This window comes from Arsenicibacter sp. R0_47 (genome assembly GCF_057652235.1).
In genome coordinates this window covers 39,744-64,222 of record NZ_JBYFCJ010000037.1, presented here as the reverse complement: position 1 = coordinate 64,222, position 24,479 = coordinate 39,744, and the positions used below count along the sequence as shown (strand labels likewise).

General features: G+C 51.8%; 19 protein-coding genes. 9 read left to right on the top strand and 10 right to left on the bottom strand.

All coding sequences use genetic code 11. The features are described 5' to 3' along the window. Positions 1–122: 122 nt before the first annotated feature. On the top strand, positions 123–1,115 hold the full coding sequence (locus AC23NW_RS32390; protein ID WP_487454774.1) for a hypothetical protein: 993 nt from the start codon (positions 123–125) through the stop codon (positions 1,113–1,115). A 39-nt stretch (positions 1,116–1,154) separates the two neighbouring features. Here AC23NW_RS32390 and chrA read toward each other — a convergent pair whose 3' ends face one another. The 4 genes from chrA to AC23NW_RS32370 all read right to left on the bottom strand — a co-directional run bounded on the left by chrA (position 1,155) and on the right by AC23NW_RS32370 (position 5,353). Continuing rightward, entirely contained in the window at positions 1,155–2,357 is a 1,203-nt protein-coding gene (chrA, locus tag AC23NW_RS32385; protein ID WP_293842959.1) for a chromate efflux transporter, read from the bottom strand. Between the two features lie 96 nt (positions 2,358–2,453). After that, the gene (locus tag AC23NW_RS32380; RefSeq protein WP_487454773.1) at positions 2,454–3,413 is read right to left on the bottom strand and encodes an isopenicillin N synthase family dioxygenase; all 960 of its coding nucleotides are present in this window, start codon (positions 3,411–3,413) and stop codon (positions 2,454–2,456) included. A 245-nt stretch (positions 3,414–3,658) separates the two neighbouring features. Next, positions 3,659–4,351, bottom strand: coding sequence for a superoxide dismutase (locus AC23NW_RS32375; protein WP_487454771.1), 693 nt, complete (start codon positions 4,349–4,351; stop codon positions 3,659–3,661). A gap of 126 nt (positions 4,352–4,477) precedes the next feature. Beyond that, the gene (locus AC23NW_RS32370; RefSeq protein ID WP_487454769.1) at positions 4,478–5,353 is read right to left on the bottom strand and encodes a hypothetical protein; all 876 of its coding nucleotides are present in this window, start codon (positions 5,351–5,353) and stop codon (positions 4,478–4,480) included. Positions 5,354–5,467: 114 nt separating this feature from the next. On the opposite strand from AC23NW_RS32370, the gene AC23NW_RS32365 reads away from it, so the two are divergent. The 4 genes from AC23NW_RS32365 to clpB all read left to right on the top strand — a co-directional run bounded on the left by AC23NW_RS32365 (position 5,468) and on the right by clpB (position 10,627). After that, positions 5,468–6,070, top strand: coding sequence for a TetR/AcrR family transcriptional regulator (locus AC23NW_RS32365; RefSeq protein ID WP_293842951.1), 603 nt, complete (start codon positions 5,468–5,470; stop codon positions 6,068–6,070). Positions 6,071–6,147: 77 nt separating this feature from the next. Then, a complete protein-coding gene (locus tag AC23NW_RS32360; RefSeq protein ID WP_293842967.1) occupies positions 6,148–6,858 on the top strand; it encodes a DsbA family oxidoreductase in 711 nt (236 codons plus the stop codon). Positions 6,859–7,006: 148 nt separating this feature from the next. Continuing rightward, positions 7,007–7,636, top strand: coding sequence for a nitroreductase family protein (locus AC23NW_RS32355; protein ID WP_293842949.1), 630 nt, complete (start codon positions 7,007–7,009; stop codon positions 7,634–7,636). 345 nt (positions 7,637–7,981) lie between these two features. After that, positions 7,982–10,627, top strand: coding sequence for an ATP-dependent chaperone ClpB (gene clpB / locus AC23NW_RS32350; RefSeq protein WP_487454768.1), 2,646 nt, complete (start codon positions 7,982–7,984; stop codon positions 10,625–10,627). Between the two features lie 63 nt (positions 10,628–10,690). Here the strand turns inward: clpB and fabF are convergent, their stop codons facing one another. Continuing rightward, on the bottom strand, positions 10,691–11,935 hold the full coding sequence (gene fabF, locus AC23NW_RS32345; RefSeq protein WP_487454766.1) for a beta-ketoacyl-ACP synthase II: 1,245 nt from the start codon (positions 11,933–11,935) through the stop codon (positions 10,691–10,693). A gap of 102 nt (positions 11,936–12,037) precedes the next feature. On the opposite strand from fabF, the gene AC23NW_RS32340 reads away from it, so the two are divergent. Together AC23NW_RS32340 and AC23NW_RS32335 are read left to right on the top strand one after the other, a co-directional pair. Continuing rightward, the gene (locus AC23NW_RS32340; RefSeq protein ID WP_293833731.1) at positions 12,038–12,640 is read left to right on the top strand and encodes a TetR/AcrR family transcriptional regulator; all 603 of its coding nucleotides are present in this window, start codon (positions 12,038–12,040) and stop codon (positions 12,638–12,640) included. A gap of 58 nt (positions 12,641–12,698) precedes the next feature. Beyond that, positions 12,699–13,436: an SDR family oxidoreductase gene (locus AC23NW_RS32335; RefSeq protein ID WP_487454764.1), complete on the top strand. Its 738-nt coding sequence runs from the start codon at positions 12,699–12,701 to the stop codon at positions 13,434–13,436. Positions 13,437–13,483: 47 nt separating this feature from the next. Here AC23NW_RS32335 and AC23NW_RS32330 read toward each other — a convergent pair whose 3' ends face one another. Continuing rightward, positions 13,484–15,085 carry a Na+/H+ antiporter gene (locus AC23NW_RS32330; protein WP_293833727.1) on the bottom strand — a complete coding sequence of 534 codons (1,602 nt, stop codon included), beginning with the start codon at positions 15,083–15,085 and terminating at the stop codon, positions 13,484–13,486. A 467-nt stretch (positions 15,086–15,552) separates the two neighbouring features. Between AC23NW_RS32330 and AC23NW_RS32325 the strand changes: the two genes are divergently transcribed. Next, on the top strand, positions 15,553–17,145 hold the full coding sequence (locus AC23NW_RS32325; RefSeq protein ID WP_487454762.1) for an ABC-F family ATP-binding cassette domain-containing protein: 1,593 nt from the start codon (positions 15,553–15,555) through the stop codon (positions 17,143–17,145). Positions 17,146–17,720: 575 nt separating this feature from the next. Further along, positions 17,721–18,488 (top strand): hypothetical protein, encoded by a 768-nt coding sequence (locus tag AC23NW_RS32320; protein WP_487454760.1) that lies wholly within the window; start codon positions 17,721–17,723, stop codon positions 18,486–18,488. A 5-nt stretch (positions 18,489–18,493) separates the two neighbouring features. Here AC23NW_RS32320 and AC23NW_RS32315 read toward each other — a convergent pair whose 3' ends face one another. From AC23NW_RS32315 to AC23NW_RS32300, 4 genes are all read right to left on the bottom strand, one after another. Continuing rightward, positions 18,494–19,810, bottom strand: coding sequence for an MFS transporter (locus tag AC23NW_RS32315; RefSeq protein WP_487454758.1), 1,317 nt, complete (start codon positions 19,808–19,810; stop codon positions 18,494–18,496). 28 nt (positions 19,811–19,838) lie between these two features. Beyond that, complete coding sequence (locus AC23NW_RS32310; protein WP_487454757.1) at positions 19,839–20,624, bottom strand: SDR family NAD(P)-dependent oxidoreductase; 786 nt, start codon at positions 20,622–20,624, stop codon at positions 19,839–19,841. A gap of 47 nt (positions 20,625–20,671) precedes the next feature. Further along, positions 20,672–21,736 (bottom strand): sugar phosphate isomerase/epimerase family protein, encoded by a 1,065-nt coding sequence (locus tag AC23NW_RS32305; RefSeq protein WP_487454755.1) that lies wholly within the window; start codon positions 21,734–21,736, stop codon positions 20,672–20,674. 101 nt (positions 21,737–21,837) lie between these two features. Next, positions 21,838–24,369: a DUF7133 domain-containing protein gene (locus AC23NW_RS32300; protein ID WP_487454753.1), complete on the bottom strand. Its 2,532-nt coding sequence runs from the start codon at positions 24,367–24,369 to the stop codon at positions 21,838–21,840. Between the last annotated feature and the right edge of the window lie 110 nt (positions 24,370–24,479).

Sequence of the window (24,479 nt, the reverse complement as noted above, 5' to 3'; positions counted from 1 at the left end):
GATCAGTTTGCGGATGATTTTAACTCACTAATCGAATTTATGACCATGCATAGGGTTTTATGAGAAAGCCCTGTATTTATATATCTTTACTCTAAGGTATTTATAGAGAATACTACACACTCATGAAAGCTAACACACCTACTTTTACGTATCTGCTACATTTTCTGAATCTCTTCGTTGCTTTATGTTTGCTAAGTTGTAGCAGATCAAACCCTGTTGATCCCGTTGATACTATTACTGTTTTGAAACAAATTAATTACTCACCAAAAAAACCTTCCGGAATCCAGGGGAACAGCTACAATAATTACACAAAATTTTATTCATATGGTGTTCAGACAAAACAATTAGAATTTATAAAAAGCTATTTTAACACCATTGATGCATTCAGAAATGATATACTATTTTCAGCACAGGATTCGATCTTTTTTACGTATGATGGCAACGGATTTTTACAGAAAGAGACTCACTATTCAAAGAATATTTACTATTCTCCGGTAAATAATACCTATAATGACTCCTATACAACTTCTTACACATATAAAAATGGTAAGCTCAGCGAGAAATCAGGTTGTTGTGCATATGAGTATGATGGAAATGGAACGCTGATATCCAACACAGATAAATTGTACCATTATAAAACAGGGAAACTCGTCAGCTATGTAGACAATGGTGTACTGTATCTCAATGAAACTGACAACGACGGCTTCATTACAACCAGCACGTCCGATGATGCTAACATCAGGCAATCCATCGGAGGCAATTTAATTAGAAAATATACCTATAATAATGGTCAGCGATCATCAATGACGGTGTACTGGGGCAGTCAGTTAAAGAATCGTATAGATTATGAATATGATAAAAACCCTTATGCAATAAACTTTTTTGAAGCATATCCCAATATTGTATTCAAAGGACATCCAACGAATATTCAGAATGCTTTCGGTCTCAGAAAAAATAATATTATAGCCCTGAAAACGACTGTATATGATAACAACGGGCAAGTTTCAGGGACTACAATTGATCGTACTCAGTTTTTTTATGATACTAATGGTTTCCCGGTAAAAAAAATCAGCAGCAATGGAGATACGACTACATTTTTTTACCAAAAGCTGTAGATATAGATCATGATTATTTCTGCTCTTTCTTCGCTATTTTCAAATTACCAGTCCCAGCAGAAGGCCTCCGATAATCAGGACAAAGGGCGGGACTTTGGTGAATTCGAGCAGCGAAATCGTTGCGATAATCACCAGCAGCATCTGCCAGTCAAACGCCATGGGTTCGAAGAGCACAACGGCCGCCGCGGCGGTCAGACCGGAACTGGCCGCATTAACCCCCTCCAGTGAGGCACGGACAGCCCTGTAGCGCTTCAGCTGGTCCCAGAAATGAAAGACAAAGAAGATTAAAAACGTGCCCGGCAAAAAAATACCGAGCGTCGAGGCCATACTGCCCAGCAACTGACCGTGAAAGCCTTCCTGCCGCATTGACAGTGCGCCGATGTAGGAAGCAAACGAAAATACCGGCCCCGGTATCGCCTGGACCAGCCCCAGCCCCGACAAAAACTCTTCGGGCGACAGGTATTGCTTAAACTCAACAAACTCATTATAGAGCATGGGCGTCAGTACCTGCCCGCCGCCGAATACCAGACTGCCGTTGCGGTAAAAGTTCTCAAACAACCGGATGGGCAGCCAGTTCGTCAACGCACCGAGAATCGCCGCCACCACCAGCACCCCGATCCAGAGAATGAAGTTTGACCATTCGATGTGAATCGGCTTTTTGTCCATTACCTGCTGCTTTTGGTAGGTAAACGCGGTCGTAATCCCACCCACCAGCAACACAACGGGGGTCATATACGGCGACCGGAACACATAGGCTGCGACCGCCGCCAGCACAAGCAAGACCAGATCCACACGGTTTTTCACCACTTTCTTCCCGATACGGTAGCCGGCCGATACCAGAAACCCGACGGCCATCGGCTGAATAAACCGCGTAAAGGCTAACGACAGGTTATGCTGCTCCAAGTAGTAGACACCCATCGCCGCGATTGTCATGACGGTTACGCCGGGCAACGCCCAGATGAAAAGCGACAGATAGGCCAGATTCGGGCCGCCGATCCGGAAACCCAGCGCGGTTATGGTCTGGGTTGACGTCGGTCCGGGCAGAATCTGGCAAAGCGCATTAAGTTCAAGCAACTCATCCTCAGTAAGGTAGTGCCGCTTTTTAACAAATCGCTCGTACATCATGGCCAGATGTACCTGCGGGCCGCCAAACGTAGTTAACGCCAGAATCAGCACATCTTTCAGAAAGATGAGATACCGGATTTTGCGTACGGGCTTGACGTGAGGTAAGTAATTGGCCATTAATGAAAAAAAAAGAGGGTCAGAACCCTCACTCATGGCCACAAAAGTGCCAAAAAGCCGGGTTCTAACCCCACGAAGTAACAAAAAATTACGGAACTACGCTTTCTTCAGACCCAGTTCCCGTAATCGCTCATCCAGAAACTCACCGGCCGTCATGTCGGTATATAATTTAGGATGCTCAGTATCAACGCAGCTCGCCAACGACGTCAGATTCATGCTGCCGCGCGGGTGCATAAAAAACGGAATCGAAAACCGGGATGTATTCATTTTCTCCCGCGGCGGATTCACAACGCGGTGAATGGTAGACTTAAGCTTATGGTTTGTTAACCGGTCCAGCATATCGCCTACATTCACGACTACCTGATCCGGCAGGGCCGTAATCGGGATCCAGACGCCGTCGCGACGCAGCACCTCCAGCCCATCGGCGCTGGCACCCATCAGTAGTGTAATCAGGTTGATATCGCCGTGAGCCGCTGCCCGCACAGCCCCTTCGGGAACCGTGTTCGGATCGAGCGGGAAATAATGTATCGCCCGCAGGATGCTGTCGCCGCTTTTCACCTTGTCTTCGAAATAATCTTCGGGCAGCTCCAGATAAATAGCGATGGCACGCAGCAGGTTTTTGCCGGCCGCTTCGAGCGTCTGGTAAGCCGTCAGTGTATTTTCTTTAAAATCCGGGTATTCGTCCGGGAACACATTGTCGGGCATATCACCAACCGGCTCCGGCTGGCCAACGTGATAAAACTCCTTTAAGTCAGCGACTTTAAAGCCTTTGGCTGTTTCCCGTCCTTTACCGACATAGCCGCGCTGACCGTTCAGTTCGAGGTGTTCATATTTGCGCTTTACCTCATCCGGTGCCTTAAAAAACTCTGTTACCGAGCCATACAGTTTATCCGTTAAGTCACTGGTAAGGCCGTGGTTGCGGATGGCTACAAAGCCGATATTATTAAATGCGCTGCCGAGTGCTTCGACAAACGCCTGTTTCCGGGCCGGATCGCCCGACGTGAAATCCGCCAGATCGAGCGACGGGATTTCATCATATAACACTTGTTCTGCCATAATTATCTTGTTTCAGGAGACGGCTGCGGGGATGAAGACCCGCCTGTCCTGTGCATTATACCAGTTGATATACGAAGTTACGACAAGGAAAGCACCCTTTGCAAATTATCGGGTAGTTTGCTTATCATACGCCGCTGTCAGCCGCCGGCAATTATCCGGTTAACGTTCTTACCAGTAGCTACTTAACAAAACGGGACACCACCCTGCCGGATGGTGTCCCGTTTTGTCTTATTTGACGAACCGGCTTATTTAAAGTTCTGGCCGATTTTATTCCAGTCGAATACGTTCCAGGCAGCTGCCACGTAGTCAGGGCGTTTGTTCTGGTATTTCAGATAGTAGGCGTGCTCCCACACGTCAAGGCCCATGATCGGTGTACCCGGCTTCTCTGTCAGCTTCATCAGCGGGTTATCCTGATTCGGGGTTGATACGATCTCAACGTCGTTGCCGGTTTTGATCAGCCATACCCAGCCCGAACCGAAACGGCCCGTTGCCGCTTTCGCCCATTCTTCCTTGAATTTATCGAACGATCCGAATTTCTTGTTGATCGCATCTGCCAGCGCTCCTTTCGGTGCACCACCACCGTTCGGTCCTAAAATGCTCCAGAAGAATGTGTGGTTCCAGTGACCACCGGCGTTGTTTCGCACAGCGGCCGGCGTTTTGCTATCGACACTGCGAACCAGATCCTCAATAGACATTTTGGCCATATCCGTACCGGCAACCGCCTTGTTCAGGTTGTCGACATAAGCTTTATGATGCTTGCCGTGGTGAATCTCCATCGTCAGTTTATCGATATGAGGTTCGAGGGCACCTGAGTCAAAGGGCAGCGGCGCTAATGTAAATGGTCCGCCGGCCTGACTTGCTGATGATGCAAATGAACGCAGGGCGCTCATACCTACCGTTATGCCAAACGTAAGCTTCAGAAATTCTGAGCGATTCATACGCGTGAGATGGTTAGAGTAAAAAGTCTTTTTTGTAAGAACGGCCAATACTACACATTGTTTCGCTTTCCGGCAACCTAAACGGGCGAAACAAGGCAAATTCGGGCGTTTTCTTACCCAGTTTACTTATTCATATTTCCGCATAATCTGCTTCAGCGCCGGTTCAACAGCCAGCGCGTGCCCATGTCCGAAGGTGACCATCACGCGGTCATACTGCGCCAGAGCAGCATCAATTTTTGTCAGCAGCACACTGTCCCGTACCATTTTCGATGCCCTGCCCACAGCACAGTAGTAGCATTGATCGTTGATGTAATCAAATTTCTCAACGTCATCAGTCAGGGCGATCTGTAGCGGATGCCCCATCTTCCGGCGATATAGCTGCTGATAGAAGGCAAACGATTGTTCCTGCTCAGGTACCCGTAATCCATTTTTGACAAACCATTCCGGCAGTTTCTGGTCATAGAATGTGTTAAACGGAATCTTTCCGTAAGCACCATACAGGTACGGAATTATCATTCGCTCCATCACATAATACAGCAACAGGTCATGGACCGTATATTTTTGCTGCATCAGCACAAACTCCAGACTATCTGCCAGGTCGCCGTTCATCATCGGGATACCGGCCCGGTCGCAGGCAAATTTCAGGCAGCCGGTTTCTCCGTTGTGCAGAATGGCCTCCTTACGCGACGGGTATCGACGGGTTACCTGTCCGCCTTCGTTAAAGGCAATCTGCGGCTTTAAACCGGCAAACAGCTGATCAATCAGCGTAAACTGCCGGTGTGTGGTATCCTGTGTGTGCTCGCATCCGACAAAAATAAGATGTTTGTTTTTTGCCTGCAGATCAATGATATACGGTGCTCTTATGGAGTCCATCTGCTTACCGACAGCTACATAATCAACCGTATCCCATTGATTTATAGTCGTTTTCTTCTCTTTTGTGCACGCCTGGCCGGCAATCAGAAACAGAGCCAGCACGCATATATAACTGTGTATTTTAGCCATTCAGATATAGGGGTTACATTCAGCGGTCTAACATACTACAATATTCCGAGTCTGCCGGAACTTAACGTATCACAAAAAAGTTAACACTGTTATAAAGGCTAACACACATCAATCATGGGCGTATTAGAACGGAAACTAAGGCAGAAAGAAGAGGTACGAAACAGTATCCTCACAGCAGCCTGGAGCATTATCCAGACCGAGGGCTGGCAGGCGCTTTCGATCCGGAAAATTGCCGACGCCATTGAATACAGTGTGCCGGTCATTTACAATCACTTCGAGAGTAAGGAAGCCATCATGCTGGAGTTCGTTAAAGAAGGATTCCGGCAGCTGAGAGACCATATCCAGGCACAGCTCAGCGAAGAAGACCGGTCGTGTCAGCAACTGGAAATTGCCGGAAAGGCCTATTGGCAGTTTGCCTTTGCCAACCAGGCAACCTATCAGCTGATGTTCGGCATGGGCCTTCCGCCCTGCGAACGTGCCCGGCAGGTTCCGGAAATTCAGTCCTTTTCGACAATGCTGGTATCACTGATCCAAAAGGTGATCGACCACAGTAACCAACCGGACACCAATGCGTTTCTGAAATTTCATACGTTCTGGTCAATCCTGCACGGGCTGGTTTCGATTCAGATGATTAACCGTAGTGCAACCCCCGATGAGCTCAGTGAGCTGGTACTGGAAGATGCGATCTACGGATTCATTAAGGCGCTGGTCGTCTAATTTTTTTGCCTGTAAGTTAACAGTGTTATTTTTTGTAACAACGATATAAATTTATAAACTCAAGCGATATGGCAGCCATGGAAGTAGAAATCTGGAGCGACGTAATGTGCCCCTTTTGCTACATCGGTAAACGTAAATTTGAGCAGGCGCTCAGCCAGTTCCCGCAGCGGGATCAGGTGAAGATTACCTGGAAGAGCTTTCTGCTGAATCCGGACATGCAAACGGATCCGGACAAGACCATCCACGAATACCTGGCCGAGAACAAAGGCTGGAGCGTTGATCAGGCTAAAGCCATCGGCGCACAGGTGACCGAGATGGCCCGCGAAGTTGGTCTGACCTATGATTTCGACCGTGCCGTAGTGGCCAACGCCATAAATGCACACCGTGTCATTCAGCTGGCGAAAACCAAAGGTCTGGGTGATGCCATCGAAGAACGCCTGTTCCGCGCCTACTTCACCGAAGGCCGTAACATCGACGATGTTGACACGCTCGTTGAACTGGCGACTGAAATTGGTCTGGCGAAGGACGATGTTGATGCCGTGCTACAGTCAGACCGCTTTCTGGAAGACGTTCAGCGCGAAGTCTATGAAGCGCAGCAGGTGGGTGCGCGGGGTGTTCCGTTTTTTGTACTGAACCGGCGCTATGCGGTTTCCGGTGCTCAACAGCCTCAAACATTTCTGAATGCCTTACAAACGTCCTGGTCTGAATGGGAAAAGACGCAGCCGAAGCCCGTTCTTCTAAATGACGATGCCGCTACCTGCACCCCTGAAGACGGATGTGCTATTTAAATGACTAATGGATAATGTAAAATGACTAATGTCTTGGCTTCATACTGTCAGCATAGTTAACCATTATACAGTATTCATCAACCATTATGCATTAATACCACGCCTCCCCATAATTCATATTACCTGGAAAACAAGATTTTTTAAACCTATGGAATTAATTGATGCATTAAACTGGCGGTATGCTGCCAAAAAAATGACCGGTGAAAAAGTACCGGACGACAAAATCAACACAATCCTGGAAGCTATCCGGCTTTCCGCTTCATCCATTGGCCTGCAGCCATACAATGTGATTGTAATCGACAGTCCGGAGCTGAAAGGATTAATCCACGAAAAGGCTTGCCCGCAACCGCAGATTGTTGAAGGGTCTCACGTTCTGGTATTTGCGTCGTGGACAACGCTGGAAGAAAAACAAATCGATGATTACATTCAGTTGATTGCCGATACCCGCCATCAGGACCCTGAAAAACTAGCTCCTTTTGCGACATCCATCAAAGGCAACATTCTCAACCGTACACCGGAACAGAATGCCGACTGGATGGCGCGCCAGTCTTATATTGCTTTAGGTACCGGACTGGTTGCTGCAGCCACTGAAGGCGTTGACGCAACCCCTATGGAAGGCTTCAACAACGCCGCCCTCGACGAGCTTCTGAATCTGCCGGCCAAAGGCCTCCGCAGCGTGTCGATTCTGGTATTAGGTTACCGCGACACCGAACGCGATTTTCTGTCCAGCGCGCCGAAAGTGCGCCGGCCGGCCGAAGAACTGTTCATCGCCGCATAACGTAGAGCCGCAACATCTTGCGGCTTTTTTTGATGCCAATTCAATGAACCGGGGCCGCATATTATTGCGGCTTTTTTTAAACCGTTGTAGAGCCGCAACATTTTGCGGCTTTTTTGTGCCATTTCTGCATCCTGCCGGCATCCGAGCCGCAATATCTTGCGGCTCTACGATACACATTACCGCCGTCCTGACCGCACTGCACATAGCCAACCGTCAAATTGACACATTTTAAAACAAAAATCCGCTATTTCTGGTCAAATTGTCAGCAAAACCGCCCTGGCCTGAGATTTGTTTGTATAGCTGTAACAAACAACAAATCCATAAAAATTAAGGAGACCCAAGGCCATGAACTTTAATAACTATACGATAAAAGCCCAGGAAATTATCCAGCAGGCGGCACAGATTGCGCAGGGAAACCAGCAGCAGGCCGTTGAAACGGGGCACGTACTGAAAGCGATACTGGACGAAGATCCGAATACCATTGGTTACCTTGCCAAAAAAACAGGTATCTCGCCTAACCGGTTAACCTTAGCGCTCGACGCCATCATTAATGGTTATCCGAAAGTGTCGGTAGGTGCGGGCGGATCGAACAATATTTATCTGGGCAGCGATCTGAATGCTACGCTGCAACGGGCCACCAGCCTGCTCAAGGAATTCGGCGACGAATACGTCAGTGTCGAAGTGTTATTGGTTGGTCTGGCCGGTGGTAAAGATTCCGTTGCCACGCTGATGAAGGACGCCGGATTCAGCGAAAAAGCTATAAAAGAAGCGATCAAAGAACTTAGAGGTAAAAACAACCCTGTGAAAGATCAAAACGCAGAAGCCAAGTATCGCTCACTCGAACGGTACAGCAAGAACTTAAACGAACTGGCCCAGGCAGGTAAAATTGACCCTGTGATTGGCCGGGACGAAGAAATCCGCCGGGTGCTCCAGATTCTGAGCCGCCGGACTAAAAATAACCCGATGCTGATCGGTGAGCCGGGCGTTGGTAAAACCGCCATTGTCGAAGGACTTGCCCAGCGGATTGTGCAGGGCGACGTGCCGGAGAATCTGAAATCAAAGACAATTGTTTCGCTCGACATGGGTCTGCTCGTGGCGGGGGCTAAATATAAAGGTGAGTTTGAAGAACGCCTGAAAGCTGTCATTAAGGAAGTCACTGATTCGGAAGGCGAAATCGTCCTGTTTATCGACGAGATCCACACCCTGATTGGTGCCGGAGCCGGTGATGGCGCGATGGACGCTGCCAACCTGTTGAAACCGGCACTGGCTCGTGGCGAACTGCATACCATCGGCGCCACCACGCTGAAGGAATACCAGAAATACATCGAGAAAGACAAAGCCCTCGAACGCCGTTTCCAGACCGTACTGGTCGATGAACCGGACGTGCAGGATGCGATCTCGATTCTGCGGGGCATCAAGGAAAAATACGAACTCCACCACGGGGTCCGGATTAAGGATGATGCCGTGATTGCCGCCGTTGAACTCTCGAACCGGTATATTTCGGACCGCTTCCTGCCCGATAAGGCGATTGACCTCATGGACGAAGCGGCGGCCAAAATGCGGCTCGAAATCGACTCGGTTCCCGAAGAACTGGATGAACTGAACCGTCGGGTAATGCAGCTCGAAATTGAGCGCGAAGCCATCCGCCGTGAACATGACATTGATAAAGAGTCGGTGCTGAACAAGCAGATTGCTGACCTCAACGAGCAGCGGAACAGCCTCAAAGCCCGCTGGGAAACCGAAAAAGAGTCAGTCAATGAAGTGCGTTCGCTTAAGGAGCAACTGGATCAGCTGCGGCTGGAAGCCGAACAGGCCGAACGCTCGGGCGATTACGGGAAAGTAGCCGAAATCCGCTACGGCCGCCTGCCGGAAATGCAGAGCCGTCTGGATAACCTGACCCAGAAAGACAACGATACGGATGCCAAAACCCTGCTTCAGGAAGAGGTAACCGCCGACGATATTGCTGAGGTAGTGGCCAAATGGACCGGTATTCCGGTCAGCCGGATGATGCAGAGCGAGCGGGAAAAACTCCTGCACCTGGAAGACGAACTTGGCAAGCGTGTGGCTGGTCAGGAGGAAGCGATTCAGGTTGTGGCCGACGCCGTTCGCCGGAGCCGCGCCGGTATGCAGGATCCCAAACGTCCGATCGGCTCGTTTATCTTCCTGGGTACCACCGGGGTTGGTAAAACCGAATTAGCCAAGGCTCTGGCCGAATTCCTGTTCAACGACGACAACGCCCTTGTGCGGATCGATATGTCTGAGTATCAGGAGCGCCATGCCGTAAGCCGGTTAATCGGGGCACCTCCGGGCTACGTGGGTTATGATGAAGGCGGTCAGTTGACCGAAGCCGTCCGCCGGAAACCATACAGCGTAATTTTGCTGGACGAAATTGAAAAAGCGCACCCCGACGTGTTCAACATCCTGTTGCAGGTGCTGGACGACGGTCGTCTGACGGACAACAAAGGTCGGGTGGCGAACTTTAAAAATACCATCATCATCATGACCTCGAACATTGGTTCGCACATCATCCGCGATCGTTTCGCTCAGATCGATGCGCATAACCAAGAACAGGTTGTTGAGGATACCAAAGACGAAGTGTTTGAGCTGTTGAAGCAAACCATACGGCCGGAATTCCTGAACCGGATCGACGAAATTGTGATGTTCCAGCCGCTGACCCGGAAGGAGATCCGCAAGATTGTCAACATCCAGTTCAAGCAGATTCAGCAACGGCTGGCCGAGCAGGGCATTGCCATCGAGGCCGACAACGAAGTACTCGATTTCATTGGTAACGAAGGGTTTGACCAGCAGTTTGGTGCCCGTCCGCTGAAACGGGTACTGCAACGCCGGGTGCTGAATGCGCTGTCGAAAGAGATTCTGGCCGGCCGGATTCAGAAAGATGCCGTGGTGGGTATGATGATGAACGAAGACGAAAACGGAAACCCCGATATCATCTTCTACAATCTCAATAAAATAGTACCGGAATTAAGTTAGTATTTGTTGTTTGCGTTCGGAAACCCGCTCAGCCATCCGGCCGGGCGGGCTTTTTTTTGATAGTTATACCGCCTGAAAGACGACGATCCCGTTATGACCGCCAAACCCAAAGGCATTGCTCATGGCCGTCCTGACCTTTGCTTCGCGGGCCTCACCCAGAACAATTGCCTGTTTATTGGGTAGTTGCGGGTCGATCTCCGTCGTATTCATAGTCGGTGGGATCAGCTGATCACGGATCGAAAGCAGACACACAATGGCTTCAATGGCGCCCGCTGCTGCCATCAGGTGGCCGGTTGTCGATTTGGTAGCACTGATCTGCAGCCGCGTTTCCCTGCCGCCTGTCAGCCGGGTAAGCGCGTTCATTTCCGACAGGTCACCAACCGGCGTCGACGTGGCATGCGCGTTCAGGTAGTCGAGCTGATCAATGGACAGTTTTGCTTCACGCAGGGCGAGTTCCATACCTTTGGCTGCCCCTGCCCCATCCGGATGTGACGCCGTCATGTGATAGGCATCAGCGGTCATGGCTGCTCCCGTCATTTCGGCATAGATGGTGGCTCCCCGCTGTACGGCGTGCTCATATTCTTCCAGAATCAATGCGCCGGCCCCTTCGCCCATCACAAACCCGTCGCGGTGAATATCAAACGGACGTGAAGCGGTTGCCGGGTCGTCGTTGCGGGTTGACAGGGCCTTTAATGCACTGAAGCCACCGAACGACGCCGGGGTGATCGGCGCTTCAGACCCACCGGCCACGATAACCGTTGCTTTGCCCAGCCGGATATAGTTGAACGCGTCCATCAACGCCGTATTCGACGATGCACAGGCCGAAACGGTTGTATAGTTTATCCCCTGAAAGCCGTTGCGGATCGAAATCATACCCGACGCCATGTTCGGGATAAACTTAGGAATCAGGAACGGGCTGAACCGGGGTTGCCCGCTTCCTTTGGTATGCTCAATTACCTGTTCTTCAAAGGTTTCCATACCACCCTGACCATTCCCCCAGATTACGCCGACATCGTACGGGTCCATGCGGTTAATATCAAAACCGGCATCCCGGATCGCTTCATCGGCAGCCGCCAGCGCATATTGCGTAAACAAATCTGTCCGCTTTGCGTCAGACCGCCCCAACAACTCAACAGCATTGAACGCTTTTACTTCAGACGCGAACTGCGTTTTATAGAGCGACGCATCAAAGTGCGTTATTGGTCCGAATCCGTTGCGTCCGGCCACCACATTCTGCCAGAACGCCGGTACATTATTACCCACCGGGGTAACAGCCCCAATGCCTGTAATGACTACTCTGTGTAACATTGTCTCTATTCTCTACCTGCGTTTTATAGGCCAGTCTGCATTGAACAAACTGAAAGTGGGCGCAAAAGTAGGAAATAAATATACCAATCAGTATTTTTGAGCATGAAAAGTGAAATTTCCAAAGCGGAGCGCACCCGTCAGCTGATCATTGAAAAGACGGCCGGTATCTTTAATACAAAAGGATACGCCGGCACGTCGCTCTCTGACCTGACCGATGCAACCGGCCTGACGAAAGGCAGTATCTACGGGAATTTCGAGAACAAGGAAGAAGTTGCCCTGGCCTGTTTCGATTATAATCTGGCGAAGATCAGCACGGCTGTACAGCAGCTCATTTCCGGAGCCGGCAGTTTTACGGATAAACTGCTGGTCTACGTCCAGGCTTACCATAGCATGACCGGCATTGAGTTTCCGGAAGGCGGTTGTCCGATTCTGAATACGGCGGTTGATGCTGATGACACAAATAATCTGCTGAAAGACCGCGCTGCCAAAGCCATTCTGGTCTGGAAAAAACAACTCATCGATCTCATCAGAGGCGGTATGGATGCAGGTGAGTTCAGCGCCGATACACACCCCGAGCAACTGGCTCTTTCCATCATTGCCCTGATCGAAGGGGGTATCATGATTGCCAAAGCGACCAACTCCCCCAACAGTCTGAACAAGGTGCTGAAAACAGTAGCGTTTTTAATCACGCATCAGAAAAATTAAAAAAATTTGAACTAAAATATACCGATCGGTATTTTATTAGAAAATCAGAAGAATTCCCATGAAAACTACACAGCATACGATCCTGATTACCGGCGGCAGTGCCGGTATTGGCTTTGCCTTTGCAAAAGCCTTTGATGAACAAGGTAATCACGTCATTATCACCGGTCGGGATGAAACCCGTCTGCAACAGGCTGCTGCTCAGCTCAAAAACGCGACGGCCATTGTCAGCGATGTTACGAAGGAAGAAGATGTAAATCGTCTGGCAGCGCGGATTGAGCAGGAATTTCCGCAACTCGATGTGCTGATTAACAACGCCGGTAAAGCGTTTGCCTATAATCTGGACGAACAACCCGATGCCTATACCAAAGCCGGTGAAGAAATGCTGACCAACTACCTCTCTGCCATCCGGTTAACTGAAAAGCTCCTGCCGGTCCTGAAGCAGCAGCCGGAAGCGGCCATTGTCAATGTATCGTCTATTGTGGCGTTTGTGCCCATCAGCCAGGTATCGACCTATTCGGCCAGTAAAGCGGCGCTGCATTCCTACACAAAATCGCTCCGGTTTGCGCTCAGTCGCACATCGGCCGTTAAGGTATTTGACGTAATGCCGCCGCTCGTAAACACAGATTTTTCGCAGGATATTGGCGGCGAAAAAGGTATCTCACCGGCAGTTGTGGCACAGGAACTGCTCAACGCCCTTGCCAGCGACACCTACGAAGTACACATTGGCGACACGGCTGCCGTATATGCTTTGTCGCGGTCGGCTCCCGCCCAGGCCTTCGCCGCTCTGAACGCGTAAGTTGTTTAGTGGTGGCACGACTGGCAGTCGTGCCACCACTGATCACCTCAGTGCAGCATCGACAGACTGGCTTCGTCGAGGTCCATCTGGGCTTCCTGCTTGCGGATTACCTCGTCGTCGAGTTCGGTCCGCTTACGCATTTTGTAGAGCTCACGGCGCTGGATTTTCAGCAGGTCTGCGTGGATTTCGCGGTACCGGCTTACGGCCTCTTTCTGCTCCGGAATACAGGTCACGGCCGCCAGATAGCCCTCCGCATGCCCGTGGTCGGCCACCATACGGCGGCGCAGGTTTTTCACCCACTCGTTGCTTGCCATTTCGTCGGCGTACTGTGATTCCAGCGCCTCAATCGCCACTTTCACCAGCCGCACCCGGATTTCGGCCTCCTGTTCTTCTTCCGGCGCCATATCTTGTTCTTTCAGGTTCACAAAGTTGATGATCGCCGGTAAGGTCAATCCCTGTACAACCAGCGTCAGCAGAATTACCACAAACGTGATAAACAGGATCAGGTTTCGCTGCGGAAACGGCTGACCATTATCGAGCAACGGCGGAATAGAGAGCGCCGATGCCAGCGACACCACACCCCGCATACCGGCCCAGCCAATTACCAGCGGATATTTCCAGCCGGGATTCGCGTCATTTACCCAGATAAACCGGCTCATAAACCGGGTAAACAGCGACGTGCCCATCGCCACCGCCATGCGGGTCACAATCAGAATGCCTGTAATCAGCACTCCATAGCCGATTGCCTCCCATTTCGAATATTCACCCAGTTCATCAACGATAACCGGCAGTTCAAGGCCAATCAGGATAAATACCGTCCCGTTGAGCACAAACCCCAGGGTGGCCCACAGGCTGTATGACTGCATCCGGGTCTGGTACGAGAAAATCTCATGGTTCCGGTACGACAGGAATAACCCGCCGCTGACCACCGCCATTACCCCTGAAAAATGAAATTCTTCGGCCACCAGATACATCAGGTACGGTGCGATGACCGTCAGCGCCGTATCAATGCTGGGCGTGGTCGGCAGCCAGCGGTGGATGACATAAAAAATGTGGGCAATCACCAGCCCGACAATGATCCCGACGCCGGTCACCAGCACAAAGTCGGTCGCCGCCTTCTGCCAGATAAATGTTCCGGACAGCACGGCTGCCAGCGCGAACCGGAAAATGATCAGACTGGACGCATCATTAACCAGGCTTTCGCCTTCCAGAATCGTCACGACCCGCTTTGGTACCTTCAGCCCTTTGGTCACCGATGTAGCGGCCACCGCATCGGGTGGCGAGACAATCCCGCCCAGCAAAAAGCCCAGTGCCAGCGTGAAGCCCGGCAAAAACGCCTGTGCTACAATCGCCACCACACAGGACGTCAGCATGACCAGCAGAAAGGCGTTGGTCGAAATAACCCGCCGCCATTTCCAGAAGGCCTTCCAGGACGTAAACCAGGCCGCTTCATAGAGCAGCGGCGGCAGAAAAATCAGGAATATTAATTCATGGTCAACTTTAATGACCGGAACGCCCGGGATAAAGCTGATCAGCAAGCCGCCAAGGACTAAAAAAATGGGATAAGACACCCGCAGGCGCTGGGCCAGCATAACCAGCACCATTACCAATAACAGGAGCGATAAACAGAGTAGTAACGTTTCGTGCATACGTGCGTGGGAATCAGCTTGCTACAACAGTGGTATTTGACAACCCCGAAGATACCGCATTAGCGGCAAAAAAGCAGTACCCCAAATCGGTTTGTCACTTAATGACCCGTTGGAGTGTCTTTTTCAGCTCGTCAAAATCAGGCTTTCGGGAACTTTCCGCATCTGTTTTAACTATTCCAGATAGCTTGCCACCATCTTTTACCACTACGAGTCGGGTCAGGGCAAGTGCATAAAGACATCCTTCCGCATGTGAGAATTAAGTAAACAGGGATTTATCCGGCGTTCGGCTACCTCAGAACGTTTTGACAAACAATGGTCAACCGCCGTTAACGCATACGTGTGTTAACCGGCAATTACTTAACAGTCATGTAATCCAACCTTTTTCCGGAGCCTGCACTCCCCTTTGCTGCCCGTTCAGTGCGGCACAGCTATAGTCCATTTGTTCCATTCTATTTTCCGTTACGATTATGTCCATTATCGTGAACGCACTTACCTATACTCATCCCGACCGGGAGTTACTGCTTGACGGTCTGACGGTTGTCGTTAATGCCGGTGATAAAGCGGCTCTTGTCGGGAATAACGGCGTCGGCAAATCTACACTGCTGAAGCTGATTGCGGGTACGCTCCCGCCAACGGCCGGTACCATTTCGCTGACCGGACCATACTGGTATATCCCGCAACATACCGGCCAGTTCGACGGCCTGACGATTGCCGGTCTGCTTGGTGTAGAGCCGGCATTACAGGCTTTGCAGGCCATTCTGGCCGGCGACGCAGCAGAGCACCATTTTGCCACCCTGAATGACGACTGGGATATCGAAGAACGTATTGACGCTGCCCTGGCTTACTGGCACTTGCAGCATCTGGCGCTGGATCAGCCGGTAAGTACCTTATCGGGCGGCGAAAAGACAAAGCTTCTGCTGGCCGGTGTATTCATTCATACGCCTTCCATTCTGCTTATGGATGAACCCTCAAATCACCTGGATGCGGGTAGCCGGCAGTTGCTCTACACTATGATTCAACAGTTTAAAGGTACGGTATTGGTCGTCAGCCACGACCGCGTACTCTTGAATCAGTTGAACCAGATTCTTGAACTCAGCCCGTCGGGTATCGAAGTCTTCGGCGGCAACTATGCGTTTTACCGCGAACAAAAAGAAGCAAAACTCAATGCGCTGCATAACCAGCTCGATGAACAGGAAAAGCAGCTCAAGCAGGCAAAGCAAAAAGCGCAGGACCTGGCTGAACAGCGCCAGCGGCAGGAAATCCGCGGCAAAGCTCAGGGCCAGACGCAGGGGCTGCCCCGCATTGTGGCCGGTCACCTGAAACGCCACGCCGAACAGAGTACGGCCAGGCTGAAAGAAGTACATGGCGATAAATTACAGGATCTGGCCGATAGCCGCCGGCAGCTAAAGGCACAAATTCAGGCTTCGCAGGTGCTCAAAACGGGGTTCGGGCCTTCAGAACTGCATCGCGGCAAGCTGCTCATTGATGCACAGGCGGTTCAGTTCCGGTTTGGCCAGCGCGAACTTTGGCCGGAGCCGCTTACATTTCAGGTGCGCTCCGGCGACCGCATCCGGATCGAAGGAAACAACGGCTCAGGTAAAACCACCTTACTCAAACTCATGACCGGACAGTTAACGCCGGTGTCTGGCCAGCTGACGCTTGCACCGGTGTCGTATGCCTATCTGGATCAGGAATACTCACTTATTCAGAACGGGTTGACGGTCATTGAACAGGTGCAGCAATTTAATACACGGCTCTTACCGGAACATGACCTGAAAATGCTCCTGCATTATCATCAGTTTACCAGGGAGGAGTGGGACAGGCCATGCGCTGACCTGAGCGGAGGTGAAAAAATGAAACTCGCCCTCTGCTGTCTGATCATTGACCGCCACACCCCCGGGCTGCTGATTCTGGATGAACCAACCAACAATCTGGACCGCCAGAGTCAGGATGTACTGATTCATGCGGTTAAAGGCTTTACCGGAACGCTGCTGGTGATTTCGCATGATCAGCATTTTATTGAGGAGATTGATATACAATCAGCCATAAAGCTCCTCTGATTTTATGTACTTCCTAAAGCTTTCTACGCTGAAAAATATAGAATATATATCCCGTAAAATGTTTTTCGGCCACACCATTCCCTACAAAAGCAAGTTCAGCCAACAAACCATAGAAAAAAATTACACCAACAGACAAAAACAAGCAACATACCCATGTTTTTCAGATATTTACATACTCTATTCATGCTGTTTTTTTTACTAATGAGCGCAGTAAAGATGATATACACAAATAATTTTCATATATATAATTATACTTTCATATATATTTTACATACTTACACTCCCTAACAAGTAGTTAAGCAAATTGACATTAATCCAGATCCTCTCACTGTGGACCAAACATAAGGCAATGCAAAACATCCTCAACTTGTCGATTTGTTAACCACCACTGCTTACAGGGAATAAGCAAGTAATCTAAAAAAGCCAGACCATATTGAGTCTGACTTTTTTTGTTTATTGGGTTGCACTATGCCGCCCCCCCGCAGTGAATATTCCTTACTGCTGAATAATTTGTTTTATTTTGCAGGCTAATCGGCCCACGCTACATGGCGGGAGCTCTTTTATCCTGTTTTTTCATGCCTGTTCTCCTGCTCAAACTCACCTTAATGCCTTCGGTTGTCGCCCTGATTACGCTGGCAATCCGGCGCTGGGGGCACCAGATCGGCGGCCTGATCGGCAGTATGCCGTGGGTAGCAGGGGCCATCCTGCTGTTCTTCATTCTGGAGCAAGGTGTTCAATTCGGCATTAATGCCGTTCAGGGCATTATGACGGGCATTGTTGCCTTACTGGCCTTCTGTTTCAGCTATGCGTGGTTTTCCCGCCGGTACCAATGGGTAATGACACTCACGCTGTCGTACCTTGTTTATACGCTCACAGCCCTGTCGCTCAACTACCTTGCCTTGCCGTTAGCGGCCAGTTATGCCGTTACCATGCTCAGCATTGTCGCCGCGCTTTATTTTTTTCCGGTTCCGTCAGGGATTCCCAAAGCGGGTAAACGCCTGAAATACGACATCCTGATCCGCATGGTAGTGGCCACGCTGTTTACGCTGGTCATTACCGGTCTGGCTGAGTTACTGGGCCCGACCTGGAGCGGTGTACTAACGCCCTTCCCGATTCTGACGTCTATTCTGGCGATTTTTTCCCACATTCTGCAAGGCAGCGACGCTACTGTAGCCACTATGCGCGGTATTGTCATCGGCCTGCTGGGCTTTACCACCTTTCTGTTTTTGCAGGCGTTTCTACTCCGTGAATTTCCGGTAGGTGTCTCGTTTTTACTGGCATTTCTGGTAAATGCGCTGATCAACGTTGCAGCGGCCCGCATCTATGCGCCAGCCAGACGGTAATCTGGTTAGACCACTGCAACCGGCTCTTCCCGAACTTGTACCCGCTCAATTTTACCGACCAGGAAAATATACGAGCACGCACCCAGCAGTCCCAGGGCACCGATAAATACCAGCGCAGGCTTGAAATCACCGTCTTTAGCCAGAAACCCGATCACAATCGGTACCACGATAGACGCCAGATTGCCCATGAAGTTGAATACGCCGCCCGTCAGGCCGATAAGGTGTTTTGGCGACAGAATTGATACGAACACCCACGAAATCAAGGCCATACCAGACCCGAAAAACGCCAGTGCCATGTAGAAAATAATCATTCCGGTATCGTCGCTATAATTGGCGCCGACGATGCTCACGGATAACAGCAAACCGGCGATAACCGGTGTTTTACGCGCAACACTCACCGACATGCCTTTGCGGGTAAAATGGTCGGATAAAAAGCCGGATAGCAGCAGCCCGGCACAGGCCGACAAAAACGGCACCGACGCCAGATAACCGGATTTGATAAAACTCAGGCCACGGTATTCCACCAGATACGTCGGAAACCAGGTCAGGAAAAACCAAAGGGTAGCATTGACGGCAAACTGCCCGGTATAAACGCCCCACAACGTCCGGTTACTGAACACCTGCCGAAGGTTATGCCAGCTCCAGACCGATGCACTCCCTTTTTTCTGGCCGCGAAACAGGCCGCCGCCGTCTTCGATGTACGTTAATTCGGCTTCATTAACCTTAGGATGATCCAGCGGGTCGCGGTAAAACAGGTACCAGACAACACCCCAGACAATCCCGACCAGCCCCGTCACCACAAACAGTCCCTGCCAGCCGGCGTAGGCTTGCAGCGTAACCAGTACGGGAGTCAGAAAGGCCAGACCGATAAACTGTCCCGACACATACAACGCAATCGACGATGCGCGCTCATGCTCCGGAAACCAGCTCGTTACGACCCGGTTATTGATCGGATACGAGGGTGCCTCGAAGGTGCCCGTTGCTACCCGCAACGCAAACAGACTGGCAAACCCACGCACAAACCCCTGCCCGATCGTGGCTAATGACCACGTAATCAAACAGAAGGCATATAATATCCTCGGCAGCACCCGGTCGGCCAGTAAGCCGCCAGGGACTTGTAACAACGCATAGGCCCACCCAAAGGCGGAAAAAATGAGCCCCATTTCGACCTTGTCGAGTTGCAGGTCTTTGCTCAGCGACGAAGCCGCCACGGCCAGATTCGTCCGGTCGAGGTAATTGATGACAACGTTGACAAACACCAGTGCCAACATGCCGTAACGTACACGGGTCCGCCCGCCCATTATCGGTTTTACATTGTTCATTTTACATTATGCATTTTACATTTCCTTCCTACCGCGCCGTCCAGCCGCCGTCGACGGTGAGCATGGAGCCAACCATGTAGCTTCCCGCGTCGCTGGCCAGAAAAATGGCCGCACCCTGGATTTCACGCATGTGCCCCCAACGTCCGAGCGCGGTTGCACCAACCACAAACCGCTGCCCCTCGTCAGTATCAGCAATGGGCAGGTTCATCTCGGTCAGGAACGGGCCTGGACAGATGGCATTCACGTTGATGTTGAACGGGGCAAGCTCAAGCGCCAGTGAGCGGGTCATCTGCACCACGGCGCCTTTACTGGCCGTGTAGGGTGTCCGGTTCGACAACCCCACCAGCCCAAGCGTACTGGCCAGGTTAATGATACGTCCCCGTTGCTGTGCTTTCATAAACGGCGTTACGGCCCGGCTACACAACCAGGTGCCATTCACGTTCACCTGCATGACTTTGTTAAAATCATCCTGCGTCAGCTCATCAATGGCGCCCCGGATATTGATACCGGCACTATTAATGAGAATGTCGATCCGGCCAAACGCATCCATAGCCGCCTGTGCCATGGCCTCTGTCTGAGCCTGATCGGTGATATCGGCGGCAAACGAGCGGGTATCAACGCCAAAGTCATCGGCCAGTTGCCGGGCAGCGGCCTCTCCTTCGGCAGCATTCCGGTTTACCAGCATAATCCGGCAACCGGCGGAAGCCAGTCCGGCGGCCATCGCCAGGCCAAGGCCTTTTGAGCCGCCCGTAATAATGGCAGCCCGTCCTGTCAGATCAAATTGTTTTAGTCCGGGCAGTGGTTCGTGGGGCATTGTTTTAATGAATAATGAGTAATGAAAAATGTATAATGTGTCTGCCATCACCGCATGGCCAGCTGATTCTTACTGTAGGTCAGGCAGGAAACGATGTTTGCTTCCTCGGCGGCCAGCCGGTTTTCCGGCGACAATGGTGTCGTACGCGGCAGTTCCTGCGCCGGCTTATGTGTCCTGACCATGTGCAGGGTACGTGCCAGCGCTGACCCCGGCACATCGGCAAACGTGGCCCAGTATTCTTTTTTCAGACAAGGTATTTCGAGCGGATCGCGGGTAATCATTTCGAGATTAAAGGTTACCGACGGATTATGTTGCCGGCACAGGGCGACCATTTTCGGCAGGTCAAGGATACCGGTGCCGAGCGGTACTTCCGACAGCAGGAAGCCGTCAGCATATTCGGCTACAGCCATGTCTTTAATGTGGGTACTCATCACGTAGGGCGCAAGCGCCTGCATGACCTCCATCGGGTCTTCCAGCAGCGCGATGCTGTTGCCAAAATCAATCGTTGTGCCCACATACTCGCTGCTGACCTGTTTCAGGACGGCCACCAGCTCAGGTGCCCGCCAGTCTTTGTGGTTTTCGACCGCAAGTTTTACCCTGTGTTTCCGCAACACCGGTTCGGCCAGCTGCATCGCTGCCAGACCGGCCTTCTGAAACTGCCGGAATTCATCAAGCGTTTTAAAGGTCTCATACCGGCGGCCGCCCAGACTGACTGTCCGCAACACCTGCACGCCAGCCTCTTTAGCCCGCTGTACATCCTGTTCAAAGGCAGGGACATCCTCCGCTTTTTTCGGCATCCCGATTGACCCTTCGAGGTACATGCCGAGTTTTTCGCGCCGGTCACGCACTTTACTGGCAAAATCGGCGCTCCAGTCCTTGACCACTACTTGAATGCCACCGGCCCCGATGTCGTGGCAATGCTCCAGCAGGTCAATGGCGTTGGTAAACCCCGGGTATGTCCGGCTATCCGCTTTCGAATTCCAGCGAAAGCCGTAGGAATGAACTACCACCCCCATCGGTACTTCTTTGGCAAAGCCTGCCGTCGGCCATGCGGGCACCGAGAACGCAGCTGCTCCGAGTGCTGATTGATGCAAAAACGTCCGTCTATTCATCGGGTTTCAGGGTTGTTGTTTTTGGGGGCGATGCCGTGTTTTAATTCCAAAGGGCGACCACGTGTATTAATTGGGCGACCACGTGGGGTCGCCCGTACGGGTTATTGGTTGTTTAATTCTTTGGCGGTCCAGGGCATTACGCGGCCCTGCGACAATACGCGGGTCATGCTTACGGTCCGCCGGTTGATCGGGCCGCCGTCGTTGCTCCAGGCATTCCGGATGTACATCAGTACGGCCGAGATTGCCGCATCGTCCATCGTTGCCAGCGAGGGCATGACCGGCAGAATATCGGGCGAATCGTATGTTTTGCCCGCCACCTCAATCGGTCCTTCCAGACCATGCAGCACAATCAGGGCCAGCCGCTTTTCGTCGCCGGTTACCCAGTCGGAGCCATTGAGCGGGGGCGCAAACCGCTTCAGGCCGTTACCGTCGCTGCCGTGGCAACCTGCACAGGTAGTCAGGTAATGCTGGCGACCCAGCACAAATAACTTCTGCTCCTCGGCCGACAAGGCAAACCGCTTCGCCGACCGTCTTTCCTGTGCCGTGTGTCCCGGCCATTCAAAGAGGCCGTTCAGCGCAGCCTGCTGTTCGGTCGTAAGTTTTTTTTGCTTTTGCGTCAGTAAGGCAGGCGCCGTTGCCAGTTTTGTCGGTTTGCGTTGTTTATCATTAGCATAGGCGCTCATACCGCTCCAGATAGCCAGTTGCTGCCAGCCGGTTGCCGGTGTAGTCGTTTCCAGCAGACGCAGCATGGCCGACATTTCAGCAGCATCTGCCTTACGGATAATGGCCGAGGTCAGCATCTCCAGCAGGATCTCCTTACCGGCTTCGCGGCTCCGCCAGTACGGCGATTCACGCAGTTTCCGCAGAAACACCAGCTCCTGATCCTGCAAACTGCTCATGACCGCATCCCGGATCAGGGCCTGATCGTTGAACCGGGCCGCAAGCTCCGCCAGCAGGCCATGAGCGGCTTTAGTATCCAGCGACCGCGCCGACAGTGCTACCTGAAGCGCCACATCAACCGGCATTGCTTTCACGCGGTTCATTAATTGGCCGGCGACCTGAGCTTTCACGGCAGCATTTGCGTTTGCCAGTGGTTCCAGCAACCGCAGGGCCGTTGCCTGAATGAGGGTACTTTTATCAGTCAGCAGCGGGATCAGTACCGGGGCCTGACTCAGGCCCAGACCATCCAGTGTCCAGAGCGCCTGTAACCGTCCGTATTCATTCGTCCCTTTCTGCGCCAGCTGTACCAGCGCGGCCTGAGTGCTTTTATCGGCCCGCTCAATGAGCAGCCGCTGGGCCATGTCGCGGTGCCAGCCGTCGGCGTTAGCCAGTTCACGCACCAGTTCGCCGGACGACACCGACGACAGTTTTTTCGGGGCTACCGGTTGCCGGTTTTCCGGAACAATGCGCCAGATACGGCCCCCGTGCACCGGTGCATCCAGTTTACGGGCAAGGGTCTGTTCTTTCAGGTAGGGCGTAATGTAAGCACCGTGCTGAATCAACCCGCGGTACATATCAGTTACGTACAAGGCTCCGTCGGGGCCGGTTGCCAGCTGCACCGGCCGGAAGCGTTCGTCGGTTGAGGCCAGAAACTCCCGCCTCGGATGCGGATCGTGTCCCGCCGGAAACAGACCAGCCTCTTTAATAATATTCCGTTTTATGAGATTACCCGCCGGTTCGCACACAAATGCATTCCCCTGAAAGGTGGCGGGCAGGGCCGTGCCCCTGTAGATAAGCGGCGAGCAGGCAGCAGTAAACTCCTGCAAACGTCCCTCTTTGTCCAGCGTTCCGGGAATATATCCGCGGTTGACGGCCGGTGTGGCACGGATCGGATACACGCGGCGTTCGGCAGTCACGCCGTAATCAATGCCTGTCGTCGGCGTATGGTATTTATTCCGGTTCAGGTAGTTGGGCGGCACCAGATCGGCGTGCAGCTGCGACCAGTTGTAGTTATAGTAGAGATGTCCTTTATTGTCGTGACTGATTCCCCATTGGCCACGAAATTCAGTAGTATCACGCTGCCACTCACCGTTAGCCGACAACCGGTACCGGATTCGTGATTTAGCGTTGTAATACCAGTTGTCGATATTCCGCCACATGCCGTTCGGGGCGTGTTCGGGCAAGCCACCCGCCGCGTATTTCGGGTCGATCAGCGTTTTCCGGTCGGCTTTCAGATCATTATTCAGGTCTTCGGCAATCCAGAGCGACTGGTAATCGCCGATCAGTACCCCACCCTTGGCAAAGGCAAGCGTCCGGGGCATGACGAGGCTATCCAGGAAAACGGTGCTTTTGTCCATCAGGCCATCGCCGTTCCGGTCTTCGAGTACCGATACCCGGCCCGTTGGCAGGTTTTCGCCCTTGCCGTCGATGGTTGCCATGAACCCACGCATTTCCACCACCCACAGCCGGCCGTCGGCGTCGAAACTGATCCCCACCGGATCCTGTATCATGGGTTCCGAAGCAACAAGCTGCACGGCTAAACCGGGTTCCAGCCGGAACGTCGCCAATTCGTCAGCCGGTGTCCGTACGGGCGACAGTTCGTCGCCGGATACTGTCCGGAAATTCGGGGCGAAACTCAGCAGCGAGCCCAGCCCTATACCTAATAACGTAAGTGATACTACAGGCTTGATCATGCCATATCAGTCAGGCTACATGACACATTACCGGATAAAGCGCAGGCAAGGGGCCGGATACTCCTAATTCTTCTACAAAATTTACAATTATTTACACTATTTCCGGTTGT

Coding starts and splice junctions, on each gene's coding strand:
- AC23NW_RS32390 (WP_487454774.1), top strand. CDS start 123: ATGAAAGCTAACACACCTACTTTTACGTATCTGCTACATTTTCTGAAT.
- chrA (WP_293842959.1), bottom strand. CDS start 2,357: ATGGCCAATTACTTACCTCACGTCAAGCCCGTACGCAAAATCCGGTAT.
- AC23NW_RS32380 (WP_487454773.1), bottom strand. CDS start 3,413: ATGGCAGAACAAGTGTTATATGATGAAATCCCGTCGCTCGATCTGGCG.
- AC23NW_RS32375 (WP_487454771.1), bottom strand. CDS start 4,351: ATGAATCGCTCAGAATTTCTGAAGCTTACGTTTGGCATAACGGTAGGT.
- AC23NW_RS32370 (WP_487454769.1), bottom strand. CDS start 5,353: ATGGCTAAAATACACAGTTATATATGCGTGCTGGCTCTGTTTCTGATT.
- AC23NW_RS32365 (WP_293842951.1), top strand. CDS start 5,468: ATGGGCGTATTAGAACGGAAACTAAGGCAGAAAGAAGAGGTACGAAAC.
- AC23NW_RS32360 (WP_293842967.1), top strand. CDS start 6,148: ATGGAAGTAGAAATCTGGAGCGACGTAATGTGCCCCTTTTGCTACATC.
- AC23NW_RS32355 (WP_293842949.1), top strand. CDS start 7,007: ATGGAATTAATTGATGCATTAAACTGGCGGTATGCTGCCAAAAAAATG.
- clpB (WP_487454768.1), top strand. CDS start 7,982: ATGAACTTTAATAACTATACGATAAAAGCCCAGGAAATTATCCAGCAG.
- fabF (WP_487454766.1), bottom strand. CDS start 11,935: ATGTTACACAGAGTAGTCATTACAGGCATTGGGGCTGTTACCCCGGTG.
- AC23NW_RS32340 (WP_293833731.1), top strand. CDS start 12,038: ATGAAAAGTGAAATTTCCAAAGCGGAGCGCACCCGTCAGCTGATCATT.
- AC23NW_RS32335 (WP_487454764.1), top strand. CDS start 12,699: ATGAAAACTACACAGCATACGATCCTGATTACCGGCGGCAGTGCCGGT.
- AC23NW_RS32330 (WP_293833727.1), bottom strand. CDS start 15,085: ATGCACGAAACGTTACTACTCTGTTTATCGCTCCTGTTATTGGTAATG.
- AC23NW_RS32325 (WP_487454762.1), top strand. CDS start 15,553: ATGTCCATTATCGTGAACGCACTTACCTATACTCATCCCGACCGGGAG.
- AC23NW_RS32320 (WP_487454760.1), top strand. CDS start 17,721: ATGCCTGTTCTCCTGCTCAAACTCACCTTAATGCCTTCGGTTGTCGCC.
- AC23NW_RS32315 (WP_487454758.1), bottom strand. CDS start 19,810: ATGAACAATGTAAAACCGATAATGGGCGGGCGGACCCGTGTACGTTAC.
- AC23NW_RS32310 (WP_487454757.1), bottom strand. CDS start 20,624: ATGCCCCACGAACCACTGCCCGGACTAAAACAATTTGATCTGACAGGA.
- AC23NW_RS32305 (WP_487454755.1), bottom strand. CDS start 21,736: ATGAATAGACGGACGTTTTTGCATCAATCAGCACTCGGAGCAGCTGCG.
- AC23NW_RS32300 (WP_487454753.1), bottom strand. CDS start 24,369: ATGATCAAGCCTGTAGTATCACTTACGTTATTAGGTATAGGGCTGGGC.